The sequence below is a fragment of the Paenibacillus sp. FSL L8-0333 genome, from assembly GCF_037965665.1.
Lineage (GTDB): Bacteria > Bacillota > Bacilli > Paenibacillales > Paenibacillaceae > Paenibacillus_AQ > Paenibacillus_AQ odorifer.
In genome coordinates, this window is the sequence record NZ_CP150186.1 from 6632994 (window position 1) to 6657921 (window position 24928).

Below are 24928 nucleotides of genomic sequence, written 5' to 3' on the forward strand. Positions count from 1 at the left end.
ATCTTAGGAGGTTACTTTATTATGGCTCAACATCTACAGGATACAACTACATTACACAACGGTGTAAATATGCCTTGGCTAGGGCTTGGCGTATTTAAAGTAGAAGAAGGCGCAGAACTGATACAAGCGATCAAGTCCGCTATTAAACACGGTTACCGCAGCATTGACACTGCCGCAATTTATGAGAATGAAACAGGCGTGGGACAAGCCATCCAAGAGGCTCTGCAAGAGAACAGCTTGTCCAGAGAAGAGCTTTTCGTAACCACAAAGGTCTGGACCGCAGATATGGGCTACGAAGAGACCATCGCCGCCTACGAGACTAGCTTAGCTAAACTCGGACTTAAATACCTGGATTTGTACCTTATTCACTGGCCTGTAAAAGGAAAATATAAAGAGTCTTGGAGAGCGCTTGAAACGTTGTATAAAGAGGGCCGGGTAAAAGCCATTGGGGTCAGCAACTTCCAGATTCACCATCTTGAAGATGTACTGAAGGATGCTGAGATTAAGCCGATGGTCAATCAAGTTGAATTACATCCCTATTTGAATCAGCAAGAGCTGCTCGACTTCTGCAAAGAGCAAGGAATCCAATTAGAAGCTTGGTCTCCGTTAATGCAAGGTCAATTGTTCGATCAGCCTGTACTGAAACAAATTGCTGCCAAACATGACAAATCCGTCGCTCAAGTTATTGTCCGTTGGGACCTGCAACGTGGGATTATCACTATTCCTAAGTCTACTAAAGAACACCGGATCATCGAAAATGTAGACGTGTTTGATTTCAATTTATCTGACGAGGATATGACTCTAATTAACTCTCTCAACCAAGATCAACGGGTAGGTCCAGACCCAGATCATTTTGATTTCTAAGGGCTTACGCACCTTGCACTAACACTATAAGCACCGGCAACACGAGAAACGAAGCAAGCGTCGTCCACAAAATACATTTGGATACCAGCTCCGGTGAGGCATTAAAGCGCTCGGCTAACACTACGGCGTTGACGGCAACTGGCATAGAAGCCAAAATCAGCAGCACAGAGAACAAGGTCCCGGTTATTTGCAGGATCGATAATCCGAGGTAAGCCACTAGCGGCGCTAAGATTAATCGAATCGACATCCCTGTCCAAAAAGTAGACTGGCCCTTGCGTGCGGATGGCATGGTTCTCACTTTAACCATCTGTGCGCCAAGGATCGCCAGTACCACCGGCGAATATCCTCCAGCTACCAAGGCAACCCCTGTAGCCACCTCTGTAGGCAAATGCAGGCCAAAGATGCGGAGAAGAAGGGCCAACAGAGCTGCGTAAATGGCAGGAAGCGAAAAGACCGATTTCACTGCATTTTTTACCGAAAACTGAGATCTTGCTGCAAAATAAACGCCTATCGTATTCACGATAATCATCTGTCCGATCACATATACAGAGGCCTTATCGAGACCAAGCTGTCCGAAAGCTAGCAACACCAGCGGAAGTCCATAATTCACGCTATTCGTAAACGTTGAAATCAAGGTCAGACCGGATACTTCGGATGGATCTAGCTTCAATAATTTGCCCACTATATTCGCAATCGCCCATAAGAAGATTAGATTTAGAAGCGAAAAGGCGAGCGTCCTATAAATATCATTCATGGATATCTCGGCAGTAGCCAATGTATTTAAAATAATTGCCGGCGTTAAAAAGTATAGATAAAGCGTCAATAACGGCTTCGTATCCAGATTCTTAAACCGCCCAAGCAGCGCACCCACGATCACAGGAATGGACAAGGGCACGATGACTTGGTATAACGTCGATAACACACTTTGGATCATGAATAGAACTCCTCTGCTGTAGTTTACTTCAAACTATAAGCGCAACAGCGCAGAACGTCTAAGATATGAAATCAATATACCTCATAGCCAAAACCTATCATGCCAACAAAAAAAGCTCCCAGCCCTTACAAAGGGTTGAGAGCTTTTCGGTATATTGTTACATCATTTTGATCTCAAGCAACTCATATTTAATGATGCCCATCGGTGCATTTACACTAACAATATCGCCGACCTTTTTACCCAGCAATTCCTTGCCTAGCGGGCTTTCATAGGAAATCTTGTTATTAAGAACATCTGCCTCAGCAGCTCCAACAATTCTATATTCGATCTTCTCCGAATATTCGATGTCATTCAGAATAACAATACAACCCATACTAACCTTTGACAGATCCATTTGGCTCTCATCCACGATCTTGGCTTTGGTCAACATTTTCTCCAGAATCATAATACGAGTCTCCATGAACGATTGATCGTCCTTGGCCGAATGGTACTCACTATTTTCCTTCAAGTCTCCATAGCTGATCGCCAATTTAAGCCGTGCCGCCAATTCCTTACGCCCTGCGCCTTTCAATTCCTTCAGCTCTTCCTCTAATTGAGCCAACCCTTCTTTGGTCAAGAACACTTCTTCATTAGACATGTATACAACTCCTATTTAGATAATTTACAGCTTGAACATATAAATGCTTATATTTTAAAAAAATCCCTGCCACAATTGAACATTGGGCAAGGAGGTCAATGCTGCTTAATTATTCTGGCAAATGCTCTTTACAAAAAAGGAGTAACGCTTCTTCCTCGTCCTCTTCCATATCGAAATCGAGCAGTTGACCTGAAGTTGTCTCCTGTAGATCATAACTTACGATGCTGACTTGATCTTCATCCACCTTAATAATCGCTCTAGCGGATACTCCGTTCTCTACATACAGCTCATCATCCTCTGGAACGTCCAGTTGAACGACAAATTCATACCGTTTACCGGTTAGTATACCGAAAGGATCTTTTACATTCTCCACATTGTAGCCCGTAAATGTCAACATAACTCAATCAACCTCTTTTCCTAATACCTGCCACGTCATTGTATCACAAAAAGTAACATATTGTTGTCGAGGTAGTCCATCAAGCCATGGCTTTGGATTTCTTGATTTGTTTGCTTCGCAGCTGTCCGCAGGCAGCATCAATATCCACACCATGCTCCAGACGAGTGCTTACGCTGACACCCTGCTTCTTCAAGGTATCAAAAAAGGCACGCACCGTCTCCCGCTCGCTTCTTTGATATTGGCTGTGTTCATCCACCGGGTTATAAGGAATCAAATTCACATTGACGAGCGGGCGTCGATCGCCAATCAGCTCGGCCAGTTCAAGCGCATGCTCTCTGCCGTCGTTTACATCCTTCATCAGAATGTATTCCAGCGTAATTCTCCGCTTGGTTTTCTCCAAATAATAATCTATAGACTCCATTAGCTTCTCTATTGGAATGGCCTTGTTAATCTTCATGATCTGCGTCCGCAGTTCATTATTAGGGGCATGCAAAGAAACCGCCAGGTTCACCTGCGTATTCGCATCCGCAAATTCAACGATTTTGTTAGCCAATCCGCTCGTTGATACGGTAATCCCTCTACCCGCAATTGCTAGTCCCTTGTGATCTTTGACAATCGCCAGGAAATCGAGCAGGTTCTTAAAGTTATCGAATGGCTCGCCAATGCCCATCACTACGACGTGACTGACCTTTTGATCCAGGTTCGCCGCATCCAGATGCTGCTGGACCTTCATAATCTGCTCCACAATCTCTCCGCTGGAGAGATCCCGGCTCTTCGCCAACAGCCCACTTGCACAGAAGCTGCAGCCGATATTGCAGCCCACTTGCGTGGTTACACATACAGACAGACCGTATTTCTGTCTCATAAGCACTGTCTCGATCAGGTTGCCATCCTTTAGGCGGAACAGGAACTTAATCGTTCCATCCGCAGATTCCTGCTTCACATGTTCTTCCAAGGTATGAATGACAAAATTCTGCTCTAATAATTCTACACAATCTTTATTTACATCGAGCATTTCCGAAAAGTCTGTAATCCGCTTCCGATAAAGCCAATCCCAGACCTGCGTAGCCCGAAACTTTTTATGTCCACGTTCTAACAGCCATGCCGCCAGTTGATCAAAAGTTAATCCATAAATGGATTCTATATTCATTCGTTATCCTCTTTTCAAAACGTTAAAGTTCAGACCATCACTACTCATTGTCTCAAATTTTTTTTATTAAAACAAGGGGAGTTATTGGGTTGTGTCGAAGTTTACACCATTAAAGTCTGTTCTATGAACATGTATCTAAGGAGCGATGGAATCATATGGGTTCAACAAGAATAAAAGCAATCAGTCTCACCCTTCTAGCTGCCGTTCTAATCCTTGGCGGTTTTTTAGTGTATATTACCCTCACTGACTACAAACCACAGGAGATTACTACCCTTACTGTAAACAATAATCCGCAGCAAGTACTGAAGCAGGGAGAGTCCTTCTCGGTAACCACCTTTAATATTGGCTACGCCGGGTTGGATAAAGGCCAAGATTTCTTTATGGATGGCGGAACAAAGTCACGCTCAAGCAGTAGGGAACAAACGAAGACAAACCTTGAGGCCGTAGCGTCCCTTATAACAACTACAGACTCGGACCTGTTCATGTTGCAGGAGGTCGACATCGATTCTTCCCGTAGCAACGGTATAGATGAAGTCTCTTACTTGTCGAATAAATTCGCTGATTACAGCAATGTTTTCGCGACCAACTACAAGGTACCTTGGGTACCGCTTCCTGTTCTTGATCCGATGGGCTCGGTGAACAGCGGTTTATTAACTTTATCCCGTTTTAACAGCACAAGTAATATTAGATATGATCTCCCGGGCAAAGAAACCTGGCCTCGCCAACAGTTTGATCTCGACCGTGCTTTTGTGGAGAGCAGATTCCCCGTTGATAATGGAAAAGAACTGATTCTAGTCAATCTTCATTTATCAGCTTTTGACCAAGGCGGAACGATTCGTAAACAGCAGTTGGAGTATTTATCGGCTTATATCAAGAAGGAGAATGACAAAGGGAATTACCTCATCTTAGGGGGAGATTGGAACCATTCCCTTCCGGGTACAGTTCCTGATGCTTTCGAGACAACGCAGGATTGGCCGCAATGGCTGCAAGAATTCCCAGAACATTTTCAACAGGGCTTTCAGTGGGCCGTAGATGCCAAGGTACCCTCCGTCCGGACGCTCGATGTTGCCTATTCAGAAGGTGTGAATTTCCGCGCAGTGATTGATGGCTTTCTAGTCTCACCAAACGTCAGCATAAGCGGCGTACAGGGTCATGAGTTATCCTTCGAACACAGTGATCACAACCCTGTAACAGCCACTTTTATTCTGCAATAACATGGATTCTCTGATTCTATTTAAACACAACAAATTTCAGGTTTTTCTCTTGAAAATACTTAATGATAGCAGGCAAAGCTTCTACAGTAATCTTCTTTTCGTGAAATAGATAGACTCCGCCGGACGGATCGGCATGATGAACATATTGAAGAATATCCTCTGGGTTCTTGACGTTCCAATCCTCAGGATCACGATTCCACAATAATACCTTCATCTGCTGTTCCGTCACCTTGGCGGTTAACTTGTCATTGATCGCCCCATATGGCGGCCGAAAAATAGTAATCGGCGATTGTGTAATTTGCTCCAGCGCCTGATTAGTCTTCGCCAAGTTACTCCGGTTCTCCTCAACGCTATTAGCAGTCATTTTGCTATGATCCCACGAATGACTCCCAACCGACATCTTATGCTCATCAGCATACCTAACGGCTTCCGCATTATGAGCTACTTTATTCCCAATGAATAAAAAGGTGGCAGCCACCTTATGTTCTACTAGAATATCTACGATCTCTTTCGTATACTTTGACGGTCCATCATCAAATGACAAGGCAACGTAACCCTTTGGCAAGCTATACAAAAATTCATTCTCGGGTAATTCATACTTTTCGTACGGCAATGTCTGTTCCTGAGGAGGGGCCGAAGGTTCTGGTGTAGGCTCGGCTTGCTGGTTATGAACCGATATCGTCTGCGCAAGGGTAACGAACGGCACCGAAAGTAATGGCTCAGAGTCGGCCCCTAATACGGGTTTCTCCAGCGCTTCAGCACTATCTACGAGTTGTCCATCCATTCGCAGAGGTAACACAAATATCAAACAAGCGAACATGAGACACAGCAGTGCAACCAGTCCAATTCGTTTGGTCTTCTTTCTGCTTATCCTATGCCCTGGTTCTGTAGAGGGAAGCATGGTCTGAACTACCCTCTCCTCTTCTGCTTGAGGATAGTCCTGCTGCTTTAATTGAAGAAGTTGGTTTACATAATTTTCAGAACAGGCAAAATACAATGTTTCGCTGTAAGCTCTGTTCATTATAATCAGCGTGCTGTAGTAACTATTCCGAAACGGATCCCACTTCGGATACAGCGACAATCTCATTCTCCCTCCGGAAAAGGGACCTAGCGCCTTCAATTGTTCGTATGTAAATTCATCTATGGTGAGCTTGCTTCTTGCGTACCCAACATTACGGGTTAGACCTACCTCAATCTGATAACCGGCCTGTTCATGCTCAAGCGACAGTAACTCAATCATTAGAATGGTGTCCGGTTCCTTAGGTGCCATGAATCCTATGTATCTCCGTTTCCATCGTTTCGATCCGTCAGACTACTGCCACTCCCAAAAGGAACCGTCATCCGATTGGTAAAATCGCTGATCATACCCGAGAGATACGCCTTTTCTTGGCGAATCGTATCGTACTTTTGTTTTAGATGTGCATTCTCAATCTCAACCCGTCCGATTTTCTCTTCCAGATCATTCATCTTTTTGAGTTTCTCTGCATGGGCTTCGTTATGTTTTTGAATCAGATTTACATATTTTTGCTGCTCCAGCTCAATGGTACTCTTTAATTCCTCGATCTCAGCTGTGAGCGCAGTTTGAAGCTCGCGGTAATCCTCCAGCACTTGATCGACCTTCAAATTTCTCTCAATCAACTTATGCTCAAGCTCGCGGACATTCTTTTCTCTTTCCTCAATGACCTTATTAAGGTTTTTCATATCCCGGTTTAATCGCTCCACATGACTGCTGGAATGGGTCAACCGATCCTGAAGCTCATTAATATTGGTCTCCGCATGTTGTCTGGCCTGAATAATCTGCTCCACGGAGAAGATCAAATCGAGTGATTTTTTATCAAGCTGAGCTTTGCCTGTCGTAACCAATCCAGCTAAAGTCTCGTCCGAGGTCTTTTCTTCTATTTCTTCGACCTGATCATCTAATAACTGTACCTTTTGAACCATATCCGACTTGGATTGCTTATCCACTGAATCTTTCTTTTTAAAAAAGGGGGAAATCATCGATTTTATCACCTCAATTATAAAAAAATGTCAAAAAATGTCGAGTACCCACGAGTCTATTATAGTTTACTTATCTTGTATGTAAGTGAGCCTTTATATCTAACTTTCTGAAATGCACCTAAAGACCTATTTTCTTCTGCAAAATAAAAAAAGCACCCCTTCGGGTGCTTTGATTTCAATTGAATTTATCGGGAAATTGTTTGATCAATCCCTCGGTTAAGATATCTGCGAACATGATCATATGCTCCAGCCCTTTATCAAATGCGACAATTTCGGCATCCCAATCCTTTTTAACTCTAGCCGTCACGTCATCAGTAATCAATTCCAGATGTTCATGAAGCATTTCCTTTAATTGTTCATAAGAATATTTGGGATTCTGACTACTAAGGAACTTGGCAATGTCATCGGCGTTGGTATACCACTCTTTATTGTATTTTTCCACATCGGCCTGATTTCCAGCCTTTACAGCACCTAGAACTTTTCCGGCAATAAGAATATGCTCCCGCAATAATTGAGCCAGCTTATCTCCAACTGCCTCACCGTAATACGGTTTAAAGACATCCCCTATGTCCTGTTGATTCTGTAACAGCCTTGCCAGTACCTTATCCTTGTCCTCAGAATCTGCAAAGGCGCTAACAATGTAGTTTTTTGTCCATACCACATGATCGATCCATAACTTCCTAAGATTATCCTTAAGCTCAATTACGGAGGGGGTTAAGCATTGCTTGTGGGAGCTCTTTTTCTCTTTAGCTGCTGCAGCATCGGCAATTGTAGGTGTAACACTTACAACCAGAAACATACACAATAAGGTTAGCTTCAACATCAAATACTTATTTTTCAATATGACCTATCTCCTTGTGAACAGTGATGGATTTGAATATCTTGTATATTGTGCACCTTTACTTCCATTTCATTCGCAACTATTCTCAGAACACAAAAAAGCACCATCACGTGGACGGTGCCTGGGTCTTACTTTTATCTAAACATCACTTTATCTACGTTGTATTTAGATTTCAGTTCATTAATGATATAGGTTTCGTAGATCTCTCTATGAACTGGACTTTCGATCAAACACACATCAATTCTGGTGACCTCGTCCCGATGTTGCTTGATGTCAGATACGGTGTCTTCAAAATGTTTTTTAATTCTTGGTCTTAGCTTTCTCGCTTTACCTACAAACAACAACTCATCCTGATCATTGTAGAACATAAAGATACCGCCGTAATCTCTCGGAATCAGGTGAAAGTCCGTAAATCCGTAAATATTGCTTAACTGCGGGTTAATTTGTTTAGTAATACTAACATCCGCTTTTGGAATCGTTATGTTGATCATTAGCTCACGTCCTCTTTCTATATAGGAGTAAATAGTATCATAAATCGCTAAGTAAGACCATTCAATCTGGCGCAGTCAAATAAATACAATAAAAGCAAGTTCGATTGATCTAATGGAAATATTACTAAAAAATATGGCATTATTCAAAACCTTCCTGCCCAAGGGTTGCGGTCTTAGACAGGAGAGGATTATAAATAAAATAGAGGCGTCTGCATCATGATATATAGATATTTGTCATCTAGGAGGATTTGATTCATGGCAGTAACAGACCGGCAAAAAATAGTAGATAGTGTCCCGCAAAAGGGTTTCTTCGGACATCCTAAGGGACTTTTCACCCTTTTCTTCACAGAATTTTGGGAGCGTTTCTCTTATTATGGCATGCGAGCTATCCTTGTCTACTACATGTATTATGAAGTGAGCCAAGGCGGCCTCGGATTACCTGAAGATATGGCACTTTCTATTATGTCTATCTATGGATCGCTTGTATATATGTCAGGGATCATCGGAGGCTGGCTTGCAGATCGGCTTCTCGGAACTTCGAGGGCTGTTTTCTACGGCGGCGTTTTAATCATGTTCGGGCATATACTACTGGCTATTCCAGGCAATACCACATTATTTTTTGCTTCGATGGTTTTAATCGTACTCGGAACGGGTCTACTGAAACCCAATGTTTCAAGTATTGTCGGCGAAATTTATAGCGAACAGGATAACCGCCGTGACGCTGCCTTCAGCATTTTTTATATGGGCATCAACCTGGGAGGATTTCTCTCCCCACTAATTGTTGGCGCAGTAGGCATGAATAATTTCCATCTTGGTTTCTCGATTGCCGCAGTCGGAATGTTTATTGGACTAGTCGTTTATATTATGACTCGCACAAAAAATCTGGGTCTGGCCGGTACGATTGTACACAACCCTATTCCTGCAGATCAGAAGAAAAAAATCTTTACTTGGATTGGTGTAGGATTAGTTGTACTTGCGATTTTGATTACGATCGGCATTCTTACCGGAGTGCTTACCTTTGAAACATTAATAAAAATAGTAGGGGTGTTAGGCTTACTTATTCCTACGATGTATTTCATTATGATGTACCGCAGTCCCAAGACAACAGCCGTTGAACGGTCAAGAATTCTCGCATACATTCCTTTATTTATCGCATCGATTATGTTCTGGGCGATTCAAGAGCAGACTTCCACAGTTCTAGCTAGTTTTGCTGATAAACGGACCCAATTGGATTTTGCAGGCTTACACATTTCTCCTGCTTGGTTCCAATCGCTTAACCCGCTGTTTATTATCACTCTTGCACCTATATTTGCCTGGTTGTGGTTAAAGCTCGGTAACCGTCAACCCTCGATTCCGCAAAAGTTCTCGCTTGGTTTATTGTTTGCAGGTTTATCCTTCCTGGTGATTCTAGTACCTGCTTATTTCGGTGGAGCTAATTCACTTGTGAATCCATTATGGCTGGTACTCAGCTATTTTATCATCGTAATCGGGGAGTTATGCTTGTCCCCTGTGGGTTTATCAGCAACGACCAAACTGGCACCGGCGGCTTTTACCGCTCAAATGATGAGTATGTGGTTCTTATCGAATGCCGCTGCCCAAGCAATTAATGCTCAGATTGTGAAGTTCTATACCCCGGATACCGAAATGATGTATTTTGGAGTAATTGGCGGAGTGGCCCTTATCCTTGCGCTTATCCTCTTCCTATTCGCTTCCAAAATTCAGAATTTCATGAAAGGGATACATTAAACACACCCAAAGGCTGCCCGAGATTCTCTCGGCAGCCTTTTTTTGGTTTCCTATAGTTATCCAACCTCTACACCAGAAACATGGCGACAATCGTCGTGACTACCAGCCCAATCAATACAGGCTTAACATTCCGTCTCGCCAGCTCAAAGGGGCTTACTCCGCAAATAGCGGCGGCCGGAATCAATGCCCACGGAATCAGCGTGCCTCCACCCACCCAAATGGCAGCTACCTGACCTAGCGCAGTTAAAGTCGCCGCATCGGAATGTGTGGCCACCGCAAACAATTTCCCAATGGACCCGGCAAGTGAAATGCCCGAGAACCCTGAACCATCTAGGCCTGTAATGGCTCCGGTTATAGTTGCGGTCACAGCACCCACTGCGCCGTTCAGAGGAACGTTATGAGCTAGAGCGACCCCTAGATCATTTACAATCCCCTGAGATGCGGCGGGCAGCACTTTGCCGAATAATTCAGCAAACGCCGAATCCCCCAGATAGAAAAAAGCGGCAATCGGTATCACAGGACCAAATACTTTGAAGCCAAACGTAAGTCCATCAATCAGATAAGAAGTTACTTGCTCCAATCCTTTATTACGATGTGCCAACAAGGTGACTACAACCAAAATGAATACCGCAGTTCCACCAACTAAGGCAGTTGCATCTCCACCCTGCAAATCGAGCAGGAACATGCCTGCTACATCGGCTAAAAACAGGATGGGAATGGCGATGGCCAGCCATTTTTTCAATGCTGGATGAATCACCGCTGGATCCTCTGCCGTATCATTCTCTGCAGATAACGCACTCCCGGCACTTTTCCCGGCAATAAGCCCGTCTCGCCAAGTTCCCTTCTTCTGATCTCTGCGCATCATCCAATACGCCGTTATCGTAGTCACCACGCCCATAACAATTACAAGCGGAACACTCGCCTCCATGACACTGGTCACTGGAAGTCCTGCCGCATCTGCTGTTAATTTAGGCGCACCTTGAATAATATAATCACCTGAGAGTGCAATCCCGTGGCCAAATAAATTCATTGCCATCGCCGCTCCAAGAGCAGGCAGTCCCACTCGAATGGCAACCGGCAGCAGCACAACCCCGATCAAGGCCACTGCGGGTGAAGGCCAGAAGAACCATGAGGTGACCATCATAATCAGACCGATCCCCCAAAAGGCTATGAACGGTGTGCGCAAAAAGCGGGTAAGTGGAGCAACCATGATCTCGTTAATCCCCGTGCGTGTTAATACCCGGCTCATGGCTACTATGATCGAAATAATCATGATCGTACCCATTAGCTCCTTGGTTGCATATACAAAAGAGTTGAATACACCTGTGACTGAACCACTGACGGTTTCCGTGGCTAACCACCCAAGTACAAAGATGCCCGCAATACAGATCATCGTTGTGTCCCGTCTCTTGATCAGAAGTGCCATTATAAATATGATAAATGCCAGATATACATAATGGAGCGCTGTTAACTGGATGCCCATCTCTGCACCACACCCTTCTCCTACTATCCGAGTGCTATATGGTATGCAGGGGTGTAGGCTAATGTTCGGTAGAAATAGACCTAAAACAGCAAAAGAAGCCGTCCCGCGCGTAGAGAAAATCTACGTATGGGACGGCTTCTTAGTGTTTCTTAATTAAAGATTATTATTTAGCTACGACTCCGCCATCAACCGGCAGCTCAACACCTGTAATGTAAGAAGCTTCATCAGAAGCCAAGAACAATACAGCTTCAGCTACTTCAGAAGCACGACCAACACGTGGCAGCGCAGTCTGAGACATAAAGAAGCTATGCATTTTTTCGTTATTTACAAATTCAGCACTCATTGGGGTTTCGATAAATCCTGGGTGAACAGAGTTCACACGAATGTTATCTTTACCAAAGTCTACAGCTGCTGCTTTACTTAGCATACGAACTGCACCTTTAGAAGCTGTATAAGCACCAGCACCGCTGCTGCCAGTCAAACCTGCGATGGATGAAATATTAACGATAGAACCACCTTTATTATTCTTCATTTGAGGAACAACATGCTTCATGCCAAGGAATACGCTGCTCACGTTGATGTTCATTACTTTGTTCCATTGATCAACAGTGGATTCGAGCAATTGAACCGGGAATGAGATCCCTGCATTGTTTACCAAAATGTCGATTTTCCCGAACTTGCTAATCACATCTTCTACAACCTTGATCCAGTCTTCTTCGGAAGCCACATTATGTGCATAAGCTGCTGCTTGTCCACCATTTGCTTCAATTTCCTTCACAACTGCTTGTACGGCAGCCTCGTTAATATCAGTTGCCACAACTGTAGCGCCCTCTTTGGACAATAAAAGGGCTTCTTCACGGCCCATGCCACTGCCTGCACCTGTAATAATTGCTACTTTATTAGTTAGACGATTCATAATTAGGTCTCCTCTATAATCGTATTGTGATATAATATTTGAGTGATGATAGTCACACTATCACTGTGATATACATCATATCATTTTTGTAAAAGAACTACAACCACTCCTTGCTTAATCCAATAAACGGTGGATATAATACTAATAATTGAAAATCCCAATCAAAAAATGGAAGGGTCTAGCCCTCATGAATCCTAAAACACGATACGAAAAAGAAAGATCCGATGGTAAGCAGCAACGATTAATTACGATCCTCGAATCCGCAGAACGAGTATTATCACAAAAAGGAATCGAAAAGTCGACGATGCAAGATGTCGCAAGCGAAGCCAACATCGGGATTGCGACGTTATTTCGCTATTTTCCCAGAAAAGAAAAGCTCATAGTGGCTGTAGCCACCCGAATGCTGGAGCCTATGCTCGATCATTTTAAATACGTAGCGGACTTGCCCCTTACTTGTCTTGAACAAATCGAGAAATTATTTGATTTCTTTATTCAGGATCAAAATCATCTAAGTATTATTTTTATGGTCAATTTCGAAAGCTACGCCTCACACTCAAGTGAGCCTGTTGAGGATGTTCTGAGTTTCAATGCACTCAACCGCAAAATTTGGCATGAATACTCCAGGATCATTCAAAATGGGGTAGAAGACGGTTCTATTCGTGCGGGTCTCCCCGTAAAAGAGACCTTAATTACGCTCATGAATAGCTTTGCCCTCTTTTCCAGAAAACTAACGATGAAAAAAAATATTCTCCTGCTGGAATCGGATCTAGACTCCGACGATCAGCTTGAGCTGCTTAAACAAATTTTTCTGGATCATTTAAAAGCCTAAAAAGCGCCAGTTTCCTTAGGAGGGGAACTTGGCGCTTTTTCTATAGTCAAACAAAAAGAGACATTTCCAAGGAAAATGCCTCTATCCAGATTCAAGTTGCGACCTATACTGCCTTCGTCTGCTAGTGAAATGGGCAGGTTGCCACGGGTGATTGTTGATAAAGAAAACGAGGGCTGAAATCATATTCTTTTAACGTACGATCATGCCAAATCGGTGTAGACGAGGGTGACATAGGCGGAATCAGCCAGGACCAGCGCCCTGAGACTTTGCGCCCCTGCTCGTTCTCCTGTTGCTGGAATCGAACAAATTGATCAGCTGCTGTATGGTGATCCACGATGCTGACACCTGCTTGCTTGAAGGAATGCAGCACTGCACGATTCAGCTCAAGAAGCGCCCTATCCTTCCAAAGCGTTGTATTGCTGGAGCGATCCAGTCCCATCACATCAGCTATAGCTGGCAAAGTGTTGTATCGTCCGGTATCCCCCAAGTTACGCGAGCCGATTTCAGTCTCCATGTACCAACCGTTAAAAGGAGCAGCCGTGTACAGAATACCGCCAATTTCCAACTGCATGTCCGCGATAATGGGTACAGAATACCAACGAAGCTGAAGCTCAGCAAAACGTTCAATTTCAGGATGTGTTAACGGTACCTCCTGAATGAAGTGATCAGGAATGGGGAAAACGTAGGGATGCCCGTTGCCAATACTGATCACTAACGGCAACACATCATAATCGCCACCCGTTCCTTGCCAACCTAGTTGCTGGCATATTTTTGTGAATTCATCCGATGCCGGATCGCCAGCGCGTTCGTGTTCTCCATCGCCAGGGTACCCGGCATAACGAATCAATTGGTGGTTCCAGATCCGAATCTGCCGATTCGGATCTTCCCCGCTGCGGAAGACCGTGATGAGTGAACGAATACGTCCTCCGTTGTTCGCCTTTTCCAGATGTCGCAGCAACGCTTCAGCAACTTGTTCCTCAGTCTCTGCTTGGCGTTCATCGATTAACTCAATGGATTGCCAAAAAAGACGCCCAATGCAGCGGCTATTGTGGCGCCAGGCCATTCTTGCACCATGCGCTAATTCTTCCTTTGTATGTGTGTAACTGCCTGATTGGTTAATTTCCTCATGTACGGCTAGGATGCGATGATCCGTCTCGGCTTCAGACTTGTCTAGTTCAGCGTAACATTGTCGAATGAAAACTTCCGCCTGCCGGGTTAATTCTTCGATGTGCTTGCCATCCATATCCCTTATCCCCCATCTAAACCCTTGCTTAAACTCTCAATCCAGTATAACATCCCTCTTCCTATGCCACATCTTTCAGGGAACAGCGCATAAGAACAACCCGTGAAGCTTGGAGCTTCACAGGTTGCGGCAGGACCATTTAGCGCTCTGAACGTTTCCCTTGCTTATTCAATGAGGCAAGTCTGCTCTTATCCTCGGTCAACAGTTCTTCAGCCAACTCCACACCTTGAGGACCTAGCCAGTCCTGAGCTTGCTGAATCGCCTGCTCAGTATGTGCCAGGCGGTTCTCAGCCTGTGCCAAAGTCTGTTCTGTTGGATGACTAAGTGCCTGAGAGACAGAGAAATGAAGCTTGCCCAAAGAATTTTTGGCTTGAGTTACATTGTCATTCGCTTGCAGACTGGAATCGGGTTGTTTCATAAATGAAATACGCTCCCTTCTGAAATGCGCCTGTTCTCTTCTAGCATGGTTTGGGTGAAGTAATCTTATGCATTCACTATCTACTGGATAATGGATTGCATAAAGGACGTCATTTCATTACTCGCTTTATTCAGGCGCTCAATGACACCGCTGAATTCAGTGACCAATTCTGCTTGTGAGTGTGAAGAAGCAGAGATCGCTTCAATTTCTTGCTCCATTTGCTTAATGGACTTTTGAACATCACTCAGTGATTTTTCAATATTATGGGTTGCTTCTTTAGTGTTAACGGATAGTTTGCGTACTTCCGTAGCGACCACCCCAAAACCTGCCCCTTGCTCTCCTACACGCGCGGCTTCGATTGCCGCATTCAGCCCAAGCAGGTTCGTCTGCTCAGAAATCTCACGAATGAAGCCGGCAACCTTATTCACTTCTTGTGATTCCGTTACGGCTCTACGCGTATTATCTAATATTTGCTGCGAGGTTGCTGATAATTCCTGAGATTGGGCAGCTACGCTCTGCACCATCTCCATTAGATGACTGCTTATCTCATTAATCTCATCTGTGAATCCTTCAAGCTTATTCTCGTTCTCTAGTGTATAGGCAATGGCAAAAACCCCGATTACATCATCATCCGTTCCGTAGATAGGTACACATGTTGAGATTACAGGAGCTCCATAAATTTCTGCTGGGATTCGGTTAGAGCTTGCTATACCTTTCAGTCCATTTGAAAGCGACAGATCTTCAGGAGGGATAGGGTTACCCTTAACCAATCCGAGATCAATAACTTTACTTGGTGCGTAATAATGGAAGATCTCCCTGTCCGTGATTCCAATCATAATATCCTGCGAGTGAATCTTTTTGAAATAAGGTGCTGCGAGGACTAAGGCATCGATAATACTCATCTCTTCATCTCCCATATAAAAAAAATGTATATGTAGTTTTATCGTCACAATGGGTTATTAAATGAATATTGTCATAGTAGAGTAACAATCCCCACGTATGATTTGTTTATGAATACTATTAGCAGACGACAATTTCTAAAGAAAAGCGCTCAATTGACTCTAGGGCTTCTTGGGACAGCTGGTGCATCCGGCATCTATTCACATTGGATCGAACCCTACTGGCTGGAAATCAAATATGTAGATATTACACTTCCTAGACTTCCTCCAGCCTTCGATAGATTTCGTATCGTTCATTTTAGTGATTTACATCAGGGGGTATATTCCAAGCCGCAAGCTTTAACGGAGTTAGCGCAGCAAATTCAACAGGTAAATCCAGATCTGATCTGTTTCACCGGCGATTTATTAGATCATTCAGCCGATTATATTTCAGAAGCCGTAGCCTTGTGCTCTCAATTGCGGGCCCCCTTTGGACAATATGCAGTATTAGGAAATCATGATGCTTTTGGGACCAGAAAGGTAGTAACGAAAGGGCTAACACAATCAGGCTTCCATGTGCTCCATAATGAACATATCGTCTTAACCCAAGGTACGAACAAGCTTTATATAGCCGGAATAGATGATCCTTGGGTTGGAAAAGCAGACATCGCCCAAGCACTGCTTCATATCCCGGAAGAGGCTTGCACAATTCTCCTTGCCCATGAACCTGATTTCGCCGATGACTTTTGTAAGCTGCCTATAGATCTGCAATTGTCTGGCCATAGCCACGGAGGACAAGTGCGACTCCCATTTGTAGGAGCTTTATATACCCCGCCTCACGGAAGTAAATATTCAAGCGGATTATATCAACTGCCCAACAGCCAACTTCAGGTCTATACCACTCGCGGGATAGGAGTAACTCGTATGCCTGTTCGTTTTAATTGTCGCCCCGAGCTCACCGTAATTACTTTACATTCTTAATGCTAGTGTCTTAATCGTACAAAATGGTTAAAAAGTATATACCTTTTGCATATCTATGCAACAACACTGTAACCGCCTTTGTAATCAAATCGAGTTAAAAGCTAGCTATAATTGTAGAAGTGATAAAGGAAAAAATATCATATTGCAACTACATAAGCCCATCCTTGGGAAGGAGAGATTAAGTTATGAATAAAAGTATGAAATGGACCTCAGCCATCTTGGCTGCTGGAGTATTGCTTGGAGGGTCGGGACTAGTAGGAGGAACTTCAGTTCAAGCCGCAACTACCGGAGGAAATACGGTAAAACAAGCCGCACAGCAACCCTCTGTAGTGCTTAAATATAAAGGCCAGACCTTATCGCAGCAAGCGAAAATAGTAAACGGCAATACCATGATCCCTTTAACTGTACTACGGGATGCTTTTGGCCTTTCCATTAACTATAATGCAAGCACTAAAACTTATAGTGTGGGCAGCGATTCCATGAAGCTGGACATGGAGGTCTCGGATTACGGTGTTAGTACAACCCTGAATGGCTATTACATTTATAGCATGACCGGCAGTCATGATGTGAAGGTCATCAACGACCGGATTTATGTTCCATTCAAACTCTTGTCTGACTATTTAGGAGTGCAAGGCGTTTATAATCCTTCATTGAAATCACTTGATCTAAGTAAAAAAGTAATGAATGACATCAAAATTACCTCTGAAACCTTAGATAAGAGTAATAAAAATGCTAGTATCAAAGTGCAATATCCAAAAATCAGCGGCTTAACAGATGAAGTACAAACTAAGATTAATGCAATCTTCAAAAAGCAAGCTGAACAATTCGTCGCAGAGAGCGAAGAACAGGCTAGTCATAGAGATGGCACTATAGAGAATAAATATGATTTCTCTCAAACTTTTGTTGTCTCCTTTAACCGCGAAGGGGTTCTGAGCATCGTGACTGACCAATACGGCTATACTGGTGGAGCTCATGGTGGAGCCCTCCGCACAGGATTTACCTTCTCGTTGAAGGACGGCAAGCAAATAGAACTGAAGGATCTGCTGAAGGCAGAGCCAAACTACAAACAAAAGCTAGATAAAATGTTGAAGGAAAGCACCAAGGAGCTAGCTTTTCCAGATACACCTGGCGGACTAACAGAAAAACCAAACTTCTACGTTTCCGAGAGTGGCCTTGCAATCTTCTACCAACAGTATGAAATTGCCCCTTATGCGGCTGGAATTCCTACGTACACCTTTAATTTCAGTTCAATATTACCAAAGGGAACTAACCCATTCGCTGCCTTCAAATAAACTTCTTTTGTAAAAAAAGAGCGTCACAGTCATTAGGACTGTGACGCTCTTTTGGTTTTACAGCTTATGCTTCCAAACTTCCCGCCGGGCCGAAGAATTCATAATGAATTCTGTCTTCAGCCACCTTCCATTCCTTAAGAGCCTTATATATTGCCTTCATAAAAGGAGTCGGTCCGCAGAAATAGAATTCAGAGTTTACGTCTGTTACTTCTTGCAGCCAAGCTAGATCAATATAACCTGTTTTATGGAACGTATCTCCTTCACCTGGAGTTTCATAACATACATAGGATCGTAGGGTAGGATGGGACTGCTCCAAATCCGCCACCATTTCTTTCATAGCATGCAAGCTTCCATTGATGGCTGCATGAATGTACGTTACCTCTCGTTCTGGCTGCGTAGCAATTAACGTCTCCAGCATACTTACCATAGGGGTTAGTCCAACCCCACCGCTAATAAGAACCACTGGACGATCACTATCTTTATTTAGTACGAAATCACCCGCTGGCGAGCTCACTTCCAATATAGATCCCACTTGAACAACATCATGAAGGAAAGTAGATACGACACCAGCCGGTTTATCGGGCCCCTCACCTTCCCGTTTAACTGTGATGCGGTAATACGACTGTCCCGGCGCACTGGACAAACTATAGTGGCGAACATGGGTGTATTCCTCGTCCTCAGGCTGAACACGAACCGTGATGTATTGACCCGGCAAGTAAGAAGCTATAGCCCCTCCGTCCTCAGGAGAAAGGTAGAAGGAAGTAATAAGTTCACTTTCTTTAACCTTCTTAGTAACCACAAAGTTTCTAAATCCACTCCAACCCCCGGGAATTTCGGCAGCCTCACGATACTTCTCTGCTTCGACACCAATAAAGGCATCTGCGATCACGCCATACGCCTTTGCCCAAGCATCAATAATTTCTGGCGTCGCCGCATCGCCAAGTACTTGCCCAATGGCAGCTAACAAAGTCTCACCTACGATGGGATAATGTTCAGGTAATACTCCCAATGCCCGATGTTTCTCCGCAATCTGTTTTACCACAGGCAAGATATTTCCTAGCTGATCAATATTCATTGCCGCCGCGAGTACGGCGTTAGCAAGTGCAGTCTGCTGTTTACCTTCCCGTTGGTTGGCGTGATTAAATATATTTAGTAACTCCGGATGATTTTCAAATAACATGCGATAGAAAGTAGTTGTGATGGTCTTCCCATGAACCTGCAAGACAGGCACCGTTGATTTTATGATTTCAATTGTTTGTTGATCTAACATCTAAATACCCTCTTTCCTGCAATAAATTAATTCCTCTATAAAAAGCATATAGAAGCTTCGCATGCCATAGTGTGCGTTCAATCACACGGGAAATTGAAAAAATGTGAACGAACCAATAATTGCAATGATATCCATCACAATAACGTACCCAAAATCAAAAAAAACTATCCAAGCAGCCATTATAGCTTCCGGGATAGCTTTTTATCTTATTATTTTGACAGCTCCACAAAACCTTCTCCGAATACATCTCTTACATCGTGTATGGTAATAAATGCCTCTTTATCAATGGATTTGACGATTTTCTTAAGCATAGTCACTTCCTGCTTGCTAATCACAATATACAGCAGCTCTTTAGGTGTCTTGGTATAGTACCCACGGCCATATATTACTGTGACGCCTCTATCCATAATTCCATTAACCTGTTCAGCAATTTTGTCCTGCTCTTGGGATACAATCGTAACAGCCTTCTTAGGGTTCACTCCCTCAATAATGAAGTCCATTATCTTGGTGGCTACATAGAGCATCACGATCGTAAACATCAGACTTTGTACTCCAATGATGAAATACGAAGCGAACACCACAATTAAATCGACGAGCAGCAGCGCGTAACTCACGTTCCAGTCCAAATATTTATGTAGGATTCTGGCGATGATGGTTGACCCTGCAGTCGTTCCACCCACTCGTATAATCAGCCCGATCCCCACACCTGAGAAGATACCCCCGAATATTGCATTAATTATCAACTCATCACTGCCAATATTCCAATTTTTCGTAAGAATCAGGAATAACGAATTGAAAAACACCGCAATAATCGTGTATACCGTCGTAGTTTTGTCTAGAAATTTGTACCCCACAATTAATAATAAAGCGTTAAGAATCAAACTAACAATACCGGGTGACCACTGATACAAATAGTAAGTAATCATAGTCAGTCCCGTGACCCCGCCTTCACCGAACTCGTTTGGAATTACAAACAAATTAACGGCCAAGGAGAATAACAAAGCTCCTACTATGATGGAAACAATATCCGAAATACGCTTTTTCATACGATGCCCCTTCTACCCTAGATCTATATCCACAAATACTAACACCGCTTTGATATAGATGCAATCCATCCGAAAGAAGTCAACAGTCTATAGATACAGTAACCAACCACCCCACCGCTAGTGTTCAAAATAAGATCATCCACATCAAAGGTACCGATATACAATACTAATTGCGTGAATTCAAAACAGAAGCTCAGCGCCAGTGAGAGAAAGAAGACTCTTTGAAACAGCCTTACTTTTTGCGATAACAGCATAGGCACCAAGATCCCAAATGGAATAAAAGCCAACAGATTCCCTACTAAATTAATAGATGAAAAAGGATCTGAAAGTGACAGATTGTCCATCCCCCGTGAGATCTCCTTAAAAGGGATATAGTTGCCACGCCGATTAAAAATCCTGTCTGGATGTTCAAACATACGTCCCGCTTGATCCAAAAGCGATAATAAGTTAACCGGTGCACCTTTAAATAAAATAATTCGGATTAAAAAATACATATAGACGATAAATATCGCTGCCAGCAAAAGGTTTATAGCAGACTTTTTTTTCGGCTCTTTAGTCATTAATATGTAGTAACAATTATGCCATCCATGTTATCGCCTGAAGTCATATATTGCCCTTCCTGTGGAATTTTGATCGTAGTGTATTTGGATACCGGAAAATAACTTACTGTATAAGCTTTACCGTCTACTGTTGTCGAAATCTCTTTGTTCTCCTTCAAGAAATCCAAATATTGCTCTAACACAAGCCCTTTCTCATGAATAATGGCGCTGTGCGGCAACCCTACATAACGGAAATGCCAGGGTTCATATTTTATCCCCGTAATCTCGGTTTTGTCTTTCGGATAGCGGAGAATAAAGCCGTATTTCCAAGCATTTTTTTGCAGCCATTTTCCTTCAGGCGCTTTACTCATTTCTGCTTGGGACGACCCGATATCCAGAGATAATCCTAAATTATGTTCACTGTATTGCGCCGGTAAAGCATAGTCCGAGCCTTTTTCCTGATATAATTTTTCTTGCTCTTCAAAGTCCCTGTACCCGCTGCTAATTAAAAAATGATTCACACCCTCTTTTTCGGCAGCTTTGACCATCTTATTGAATTTATGCGCTACACTTTCAGACAAACGAATCGAGGTATCCAGCAGTCCATAACCCTGCACCAGATCCGCCTGCTCATATAAGGTCACGATATCAGGCTTCACACTATCCTCATGTACCGGGTATTGTCTATTCACCAGCAACAAATCCCCTTGATACACCTGATCTTGTGTTACCACCTCTAAACTATTGTTATTTGTAATAGATCCTCTGCGGATCTTATCATCGTATCCTAAATTGCCCGTATTCGGTAAATAACGAGCCGCTGCATACCCAAGCAACAATACAACCAACGCCAAAAAGCCCCACTTCTTCATCAGCAATGTCCTCCCATTTCCTTGATAGGAATAGAATAACGAAGACACTTTAAAGAAAAGGCGGGACAAATATAAAGTTTTTCTTAAAATATATAAACTTCACTGGCTTTACCCATTAAAAGTATATCCAACGCCCCAGATCGTCTTAATGAATTTATTCTTATTGATGTCTTCGCCCAGCTTTTTGCGCAAGGTACGGATATGCACCATGACCGTGTTCCCACTCTCATAATAAGCATCGCCCCACACCTGTTGAAAAATGCTCTCCGCACTAAACACCTGCTTGGGATGGCTAACCAATAAATGCAAAATATCAAACTCTTTTGGAGTTAACTCTATGACCTCACCATAAAGAGTAACCGTATGCTCATCCGGTGAAATCATCAATCCCCGAACCTCTAGCACCGATTTAGTTATGGCTGCGGGCTGACTGAATTGTATGGAACGCCGCAACTGGGAATTAACCCGGGCGACCAGCTCCATTGGATTAAACGGTTTGGTCATATAATCATCTGCGCCCATAACCAGTCCGGTGATTTTATCAAGATCGGAAGTTTTAGCACTCAGAAAAATAATCGGCAGATGATGATGCTCCCGAATATGGCGGGTTACCTCGTAACCATCCAGCCCCGGCATCATAATATCCAGAATCGCCAAATCTATCGTTTGCGACTCAATGGCTTGTACCGCTGCCCTTCCATCGGACACTTTGAGGATATGATACCCCTCTTTTTGCAAATGCAAGGCCACCAAGTCGGCAATTTCCGCCTCATCATCCGCAATTAAAATGGTGATGCGCTTCATCTATTTTTCACTCCTATAGGTTGTGCTGTACACTCTTCATCCATTATACCCTAAACTCAAAAACCACTCCTAGAAAGAAGTGGTTTCCAATTAAATCTATGATTTATATAGTTTATTTACTTTTATTATAGCTGTCTAACAATAGCTCTAATGAAATACCATTTACTGTGACGCCTGAAAGATTGCAGTCTCTTATATCCACATTCGAAAGATCACAATCTACAAAGGATGTCCCGTTCAGCTGGCATCGCTCAAACTTATTGCCTTTGCCGTACAAATGAATATCGTGGAAATAAGCCTCTCCTAGTTCACTGTTACTAACCTCTATTTCCCACAGCCCCACTTCATTAAACTTAACAGAATGCATATTGATGTCATTAAAGGTGGTACTGCTCATATTAATATTATCGAATCCGGTCCCCTCCATATTTACATTGGAGAAGTTTGTCTTATGCATATCAATATCATCAAATTCACTCTGGCCCATAGCCACACGACGAAAATTCGTTTCAGTCATTCTTTCATCCTGAAAGACTCTCTTCTTAAATTCGTCCTGTAATTTGTTTTCAATAAGATTATTATTCACTGTACTCAACATCTCCCTTTTTAAGATCGCTCTTGATCTACGGAGTCTACTCTCAACAGCTTCGCTGGATAAATCAAGGAAATCGGCGATTTCCCTAACCTTGTAATTGTCGATATAGTAGAGAATTGTGACTATACGATTAGCTTCTGATAGGGTGTTTAAGGCTTTCCACACATCTTGCTGGAGTTCTTTTCTGATAAATTTTAATGGAGAGGGGATTTCAACTTTTCTACTATGGTCTTAGCCAATCTGCTTCATCCCCCAAATGTATTCGGATGCTTCTTCACCGTGATAATTATAGCCTAATTATTACCTAGCTAAAACAATCTGCGAGCTGTCACCAAACGTTTCTTCCACTTGTCACTTAAGGCTTCATAATGAACGCCAAGCTCCTTGGAGTACGTATGTAAGATCTGATTATTTCCCGCGTAAATCGCCACATGTCCAATATCAAGTCCACGTGCACTGAAGAATAACAGATCCCCCTTGCGCAGCTCGTTAATTCCAACCTCTTTGCCCTCTTTGGCCTGATTGTAAGAGACACGTGGCAGGTCAATTGCCAACATATCCTTAAATACATGTCCTACAAAAGAAGAACAGTCAAAGGTTGACGTCTGGTCAGTAGCAGCGCCAAATTCATAAGGCGTTCCCAGATATTTTTCTCCGTAAGCAAGCAGCTCGTTTCCCTGCCGCTCTACAAGAGCAGCACTCGTATAATTGCTATATTTGGGTTTAGCAGAGATATATCCACTCTTGTTATCCTGCGTTCGCACTTCTAACCATAAAGCATCTACTTCTCTAACCACATGTACCTTATCTCCTGCCGACAACATTTGCTGAACCGTTGATTGGGCTGACGAATCTGGCAAACTTCGCAGATTAACTCCATACAGAATTGTCGTATCGTAATCCACTGCCGAGTAGATACGAACAGCACGAGTAGCAGTATCCCACTTCACAGTGCTGCCCAAAGCTTCGCTGACAAAACGCAGTGGCATCATCGTATAACCGCCGGCAATCTGGCCGGGAACGGCTACGCTTAAGGAATGGCCATTTTTATTCGCTGCTTGATCGCCAATATGATAGGTCAGCACCAGGTCTCCCTTGGTTGCCTTAACGGTCTTGGTATCATTATTCCAAGTAATCTTTGCCCCTTGAGCTTCAAATAACTTGCGCATAGGGACTAGTACTGTATCGTTTACGAGCAAGGGCTGAGCCTCTAATTGTAGCTGTTGATCATCCAGATAGACGGCTGTAACCGGAGTCTGAGGCGTTGTCGCCGCATAGGCCGGAGCAGTATAGAGCATAGATGTAAGTAGTAAAAGTAACATAGCTTTCTTTTGAAATTTCATGATGTCATCACCTCGTTGATTGATATGTACACCTATTGTTACTAAAAAAAGGGTGATTAGTTTTGTTACAAATTTTGGGGTAAGCATCTACCTACGGCATAAGCACCTAAAAAAAGAGGACTACGATCACCTTTCGGTATCATAGTC

26 protein-coding genes are annotated in these 24928 nt (G+C 43.3%); 6 read left to right on the plus strand and 20 right to left on the minus strand.

Annotated features, from left to right (window positions below; all coding sequences use genetic code 11):
* The first annotated feature begins 21 nt into the window (after positions 1-21).
* Positions 22-864 carry an aldo/keto reductase gene (locus NYE72_RS29565; RefSeq protein ID WP_038573786.1) on the plus strand — a complete coding sequence of 281 codons (843 nt, stop codon included), beginning with the start codon at positions 22-24 and terminating at the stop codon, positions 862-864.
* 4 nt (positions 865-868) lie between these two features.
* Here the strand turns inward: NYE72_RS29565 and NYE72_RS29570 are convergent, their stop codons facing one another.
* From NYE72_RS29570 to rlmN, 4 genes are all read right to left on the minus strand, one after another.
* On the minus strand, positions 869-1798 hold the full coding sequence (locus NYE72_RS29570; RefSeq protein ID WP_038573789.1) for an AEC family transporter: 930 nt from the start codon (positions 1796-1798) through the stop codon (positions 869-871).
* A 157-nt stretch (positions 1799-1955) separates the two neighbouring features.
* Positions 1956-2435 (minus strand): transcription elongation factor GreA, encoded by a 480-nt coding sequence (greA, locus tag NYE72_RS29575; RefSeq protein ID WP_036682220.1) that lies wholly within the window; start codon positions 2433-2435, stop codon positions 1956-1958.
* Positions 2436-2544: 109 nt separating this feature from the next.
* Positions 2545-2832 carry a DUF6509 family protein gene (locus NYE72_RS29580; RefSeq protein ID WP_036682221.1) on the minus strand — a complete coding sequence of 96 codons (288 nt, stop codon included), beginning with the start codon at positions 2830-2832 and terminating at the stop codon, positions 2545-2547.
* Positions 2833-2911: 79 nt separating this feature from the next.
* Entirely contained in the window at positions 2912-3982 is a 1071-nt protein-coding gene (rlmN, locus tag NYE72_RS29585) for a 23S rRNA (adenine(2503)-C(2))-methyltransferase RlmN (RefSeq protein ID WP_036682223.1), read from the minus strand.
* Positions 3983-4137: 155 nt separating this feature from the next.
* Here rlmN and NYE72_RS29590 point away from each other — a divergent pair, with 155 nt between their 5' ends.
* Positions 4138-5196 (plus strand): endonuclease/exonuclease/phosphatase family protein, encoded by a 1059-nt coding sequence (locus NYE72_RS29590; RefSeq protein ID WP_339211007.1) that lies wholly within the window; start codon positions 4138-4140, stop codon positions 5194-5196.
* Positions 5197-5212: 16 nt separating this feature from the next.
* Here NYE72_RS29590 and NYE72_RS29595 read toward each other — a convergent pair whose 3' ends face one another.
* From NYE72_RS29595 to NYE72_RS29610, 4 genes are all read right to left on the minus strand, one after another.
* On the minus strand, positions 5213-6466 hold the full coding sequence (locus NYE72_RS29595; RefSeq protein WP_339211009.1) for a polysaccharide deacetylase family protein: 1254 nt from the start codon (positions 6464-6466) through the stop codon (positions 5213-5215).
* Positions 6467-6471: 5 nt separating this feature from the next.
* Positions 6472-7194: a hypothetical protein gene (locus NYE72_RS29600; RefSeq protein ID WP_036682228.1), complete on the minus strand. Its 723-nt coding sequence runs from the start codon at positions 7192-7194 to the stop codon at positions 6472-6474.
* A gap of 175 nt (positions 7195-7369) precedes the next feature.
* Positions 7370-8035: a glycosyltransferase gene (locus tag NYE72_RS29605; protein WP_339211011.1), complete on the minus strand. Its 666-nt coding sequence runs from the start codon at positions 8033-8035 to the stop codon at positions 7370-7372.
* 134 nt (positions 8036-8169) lie between these two features.
* Positions 8170-8526 carry a nucleotide excision repair endonuclease gene (locus NYE72_RS29610; protein ID WP_036682230.1) on the minus strand — a complete coding sequence of 119 codons (357 nt, stop codon included), beginning with the start codon at positions 8524-8526 and terminating at the stop codon, positions 8170-8172.
* Positions 8527-8781: 255 nt separating this feature from the next.
* On the opposite strand from NYE72_RS29610, the gene NYE72_RS29615 reads away from it, so the two are divergent.
* A complete protein-coding gene (locus tag NYE72_RS29615) occupies positions 8782-10272 on the plus strand; it encodes a peptide MFS transporter (RefSeq protein ID WP_339211013.1) in 1491 nt (496 codons plus the stop codon).
* Positions 10273-10339: 67 nt separating this feature from the next.
* Here the strand turns inward: NYE72_RS29615 and NYE72_RS29620 are convergent, their stop codons facing one another.
* Both NYE72_RS29620 and NYE72_RS29625 read right to left on the minus strand, forming a co-directional pair.
* Positions 10340-11755: a hypothetical protein gene (locus NYE72_RS29620; protein ID WP_038573800.1), complete on the minus strand. Its 1416-nt coding sequence runs from the start codon at positions 11753-11755 to the stop codon at positions 10340-10342.
* Positions 11756-11918: 163 nt separating this feature from the next.
* A complete protein-coding gene (locus NYE72_RS29625; RefSeq protein ID WP_038573803.1) occupies positions 11919-12671 on the minus strand; it encodes an SDR family NAD(P)-dependent oxidoreductase in 753 nt (250 codons plus the stop codon).
* A 187-nt stretch (positions 12672-12858) separates the two neighbouring features.
* Between NYE72_RS29625 and NYE72_RS29630 the strand changes: the two genes are divergently transcribed.
* Complete coding sequence (locus NYE72_RS29630; protein ID WP_076143883.1) at positions 12859-13500, plus strand: helix-turn-helix domain-containing protein; 642 nt, start codon at positions 12859-12861, stop codon at positions 13498-13500.
* A gap of 121 nt (positions 13501-13621) precedes the next feature.
* Here the strand turns inward: NYE72_RS29630 and NYE72_RS29635 are convergent, their stop codons facing one another.
* The 3 genes from NYE72_RS29635 to NYE72_RS29645 form a co-directional block, all read right to left on the minus strand.
* On the minus strand, positions 13622-14743 hold the full coding sequence (locus NYE72_RS29635) for a nitric oxide synthase oxygenase (protein WP_339211015.1): 1122 nt from the start codon (positions 14741-14743) through the stop codon (positions 13622-13624).
* Positions 14744-14882: 139 nt separating this feature from the next.
* Positions 14883-15161: a hypothetical protein gene (locus tag NYE72_RS29640; protein ID WP_038573810.1), complete on the minus strand. Its 279-nt coding sequence runs from the start codon at positions 15159-15161 to the stop codon at positions 14883-14885.
* Positions 15162-15241: 80 nt separating this feature from the next.
* Positions 15242-16063 carry a methyl-accepting chemotaxis protein gene (locus tag NYE72_RS29645; protein WP_036682244.1) on the minus strand — a complete coding sequence of 274 codons (822 nt, stop codon included), beginning with the start codon at positions 16061-16063 and terminating at the stop codon, positions 15242-15244.
* Between the two features lie 108 nt (positions 16064-16171).
* Here NYE72_RS29645 and NYE72_RS29650 point away from each other — a divergent pair, with 108 nt between their 5' ends.
* Together NYE72_RS29650 and NYE72_RS29655 are read left to right on the plus strand one after the other, a co-directional pair.
* Positions 16172-17020, plus strand: a complete 849-nt coding sequence (locus NYE72_RS29650) for a metallophosphoesterase (RefSeq protein WP_076272955.1) — start codon at positions 16172-16174, stop codon at positions 17018-17020.
* Positions 17021-17205: 185 nt separating this feature from the next.
* Positions 17206-18312: a DUF4163 domain-containing protein gene (locus NYE72_RS29655; RefSeq protein ID WP_076105094.1), complete on the plus strand. Its 1107-nt coding sequence runs from the start codon at positions 17206-17208 to the stop codon at positions 18310-18312.
* Between the two features lie 64 nt (positions 18313-18376).
* Here NYE72_RS29655 and hmpA read toward each other — a convergent pair whose 3' ends face one another.
* From hmpA to NYE72_RS29690, 7 genes are all read right to left on the minus strand, one after another.
* Positions 18377-19582: an NO-inducible flavohemoprotein gene (gene hmpA, locus NYE72_RS29660; protein WP_326046180.1), complete on the minus strand. Its 1206-nt coding sequence runs from the start codon at positions 19580-19582 to the stop codon at positions 18377-18379.
* Positions 19583-19791: 209 nt separating this feature from the next.
* Positions 19792-20628: a YitT family protein gene (locus tag NYE72_RS29665; protein ID WP_036682251.1), complete on the minus strand. Its 837-nt coding sequence runs from the start codon at positions 20626-20628 to the stop codon at positions 19792-19794.
* 38 nt (positions 20629-20666) lie between these two features.
* Positions 20667-21188: a VanZ family protein gene (locus tag NYE72_RS29670; RefSeq protein ID WP_051491230.1), complete on the minus strand. Its 522-nt coding sequence runs from the start codon at positions 21186-21188 to the stop codon at positions 20667-20669.
* Positions 21188-22039, minus strand: coding sequence for a M15 family metallopeptidase (locus tag NYE72_RS29675; RefSeq protein WP_076105096.1), 852 nt, complete (start codon positions 22037-22039; stop codon positions 21188-21190). Before NYE72_RS29675 ends, NYE72_RS29670 begins: the two co-directional genes overlap by 1 nt.
* Positions 22040-22147: 108 nt before the next feature.
* Positions 22148-22843 (minus strand): response regulator transcription factor, encoded by a 696-nt coding sequence (locus NYE72_RS29680; protein ID WP_036682255.1) that lies wholly within the window; start codon positions 22841-22843, stop codon positions 22148-22150.
* A 112-nt stretch (positions 22844-22955) separates the two neighbouring features.
* Positions 22956-23360 carry a pentapeptide repeat-containing protein gene (locus NYE72_RS29685; RefSeq protein WP_141118434.1) on the minus strand — a complete coding sequence of 135 codons (405 nt, stop codon included), beginning with the start codon at positions 23358-23360 and terminating at the stop codon, positions 22956-22958.
* A 386-nt stretch (positions 23361-23746) separates the two neighbouring features.
* Positions 23747-24781 carry a stalk domain-containing protein gene (locus tag NYE72_RS29690; protein ID WP_076140620.1) on the minus strand — a complete coding sequence of 345 codons (1035 nt, stop codon included), beginning with the start codon at positions 24779-24781 and terminating at the stop codon, positions 23747-23749.
* Positions 24782-24928 lie beyond the last annotated feature (147 nt).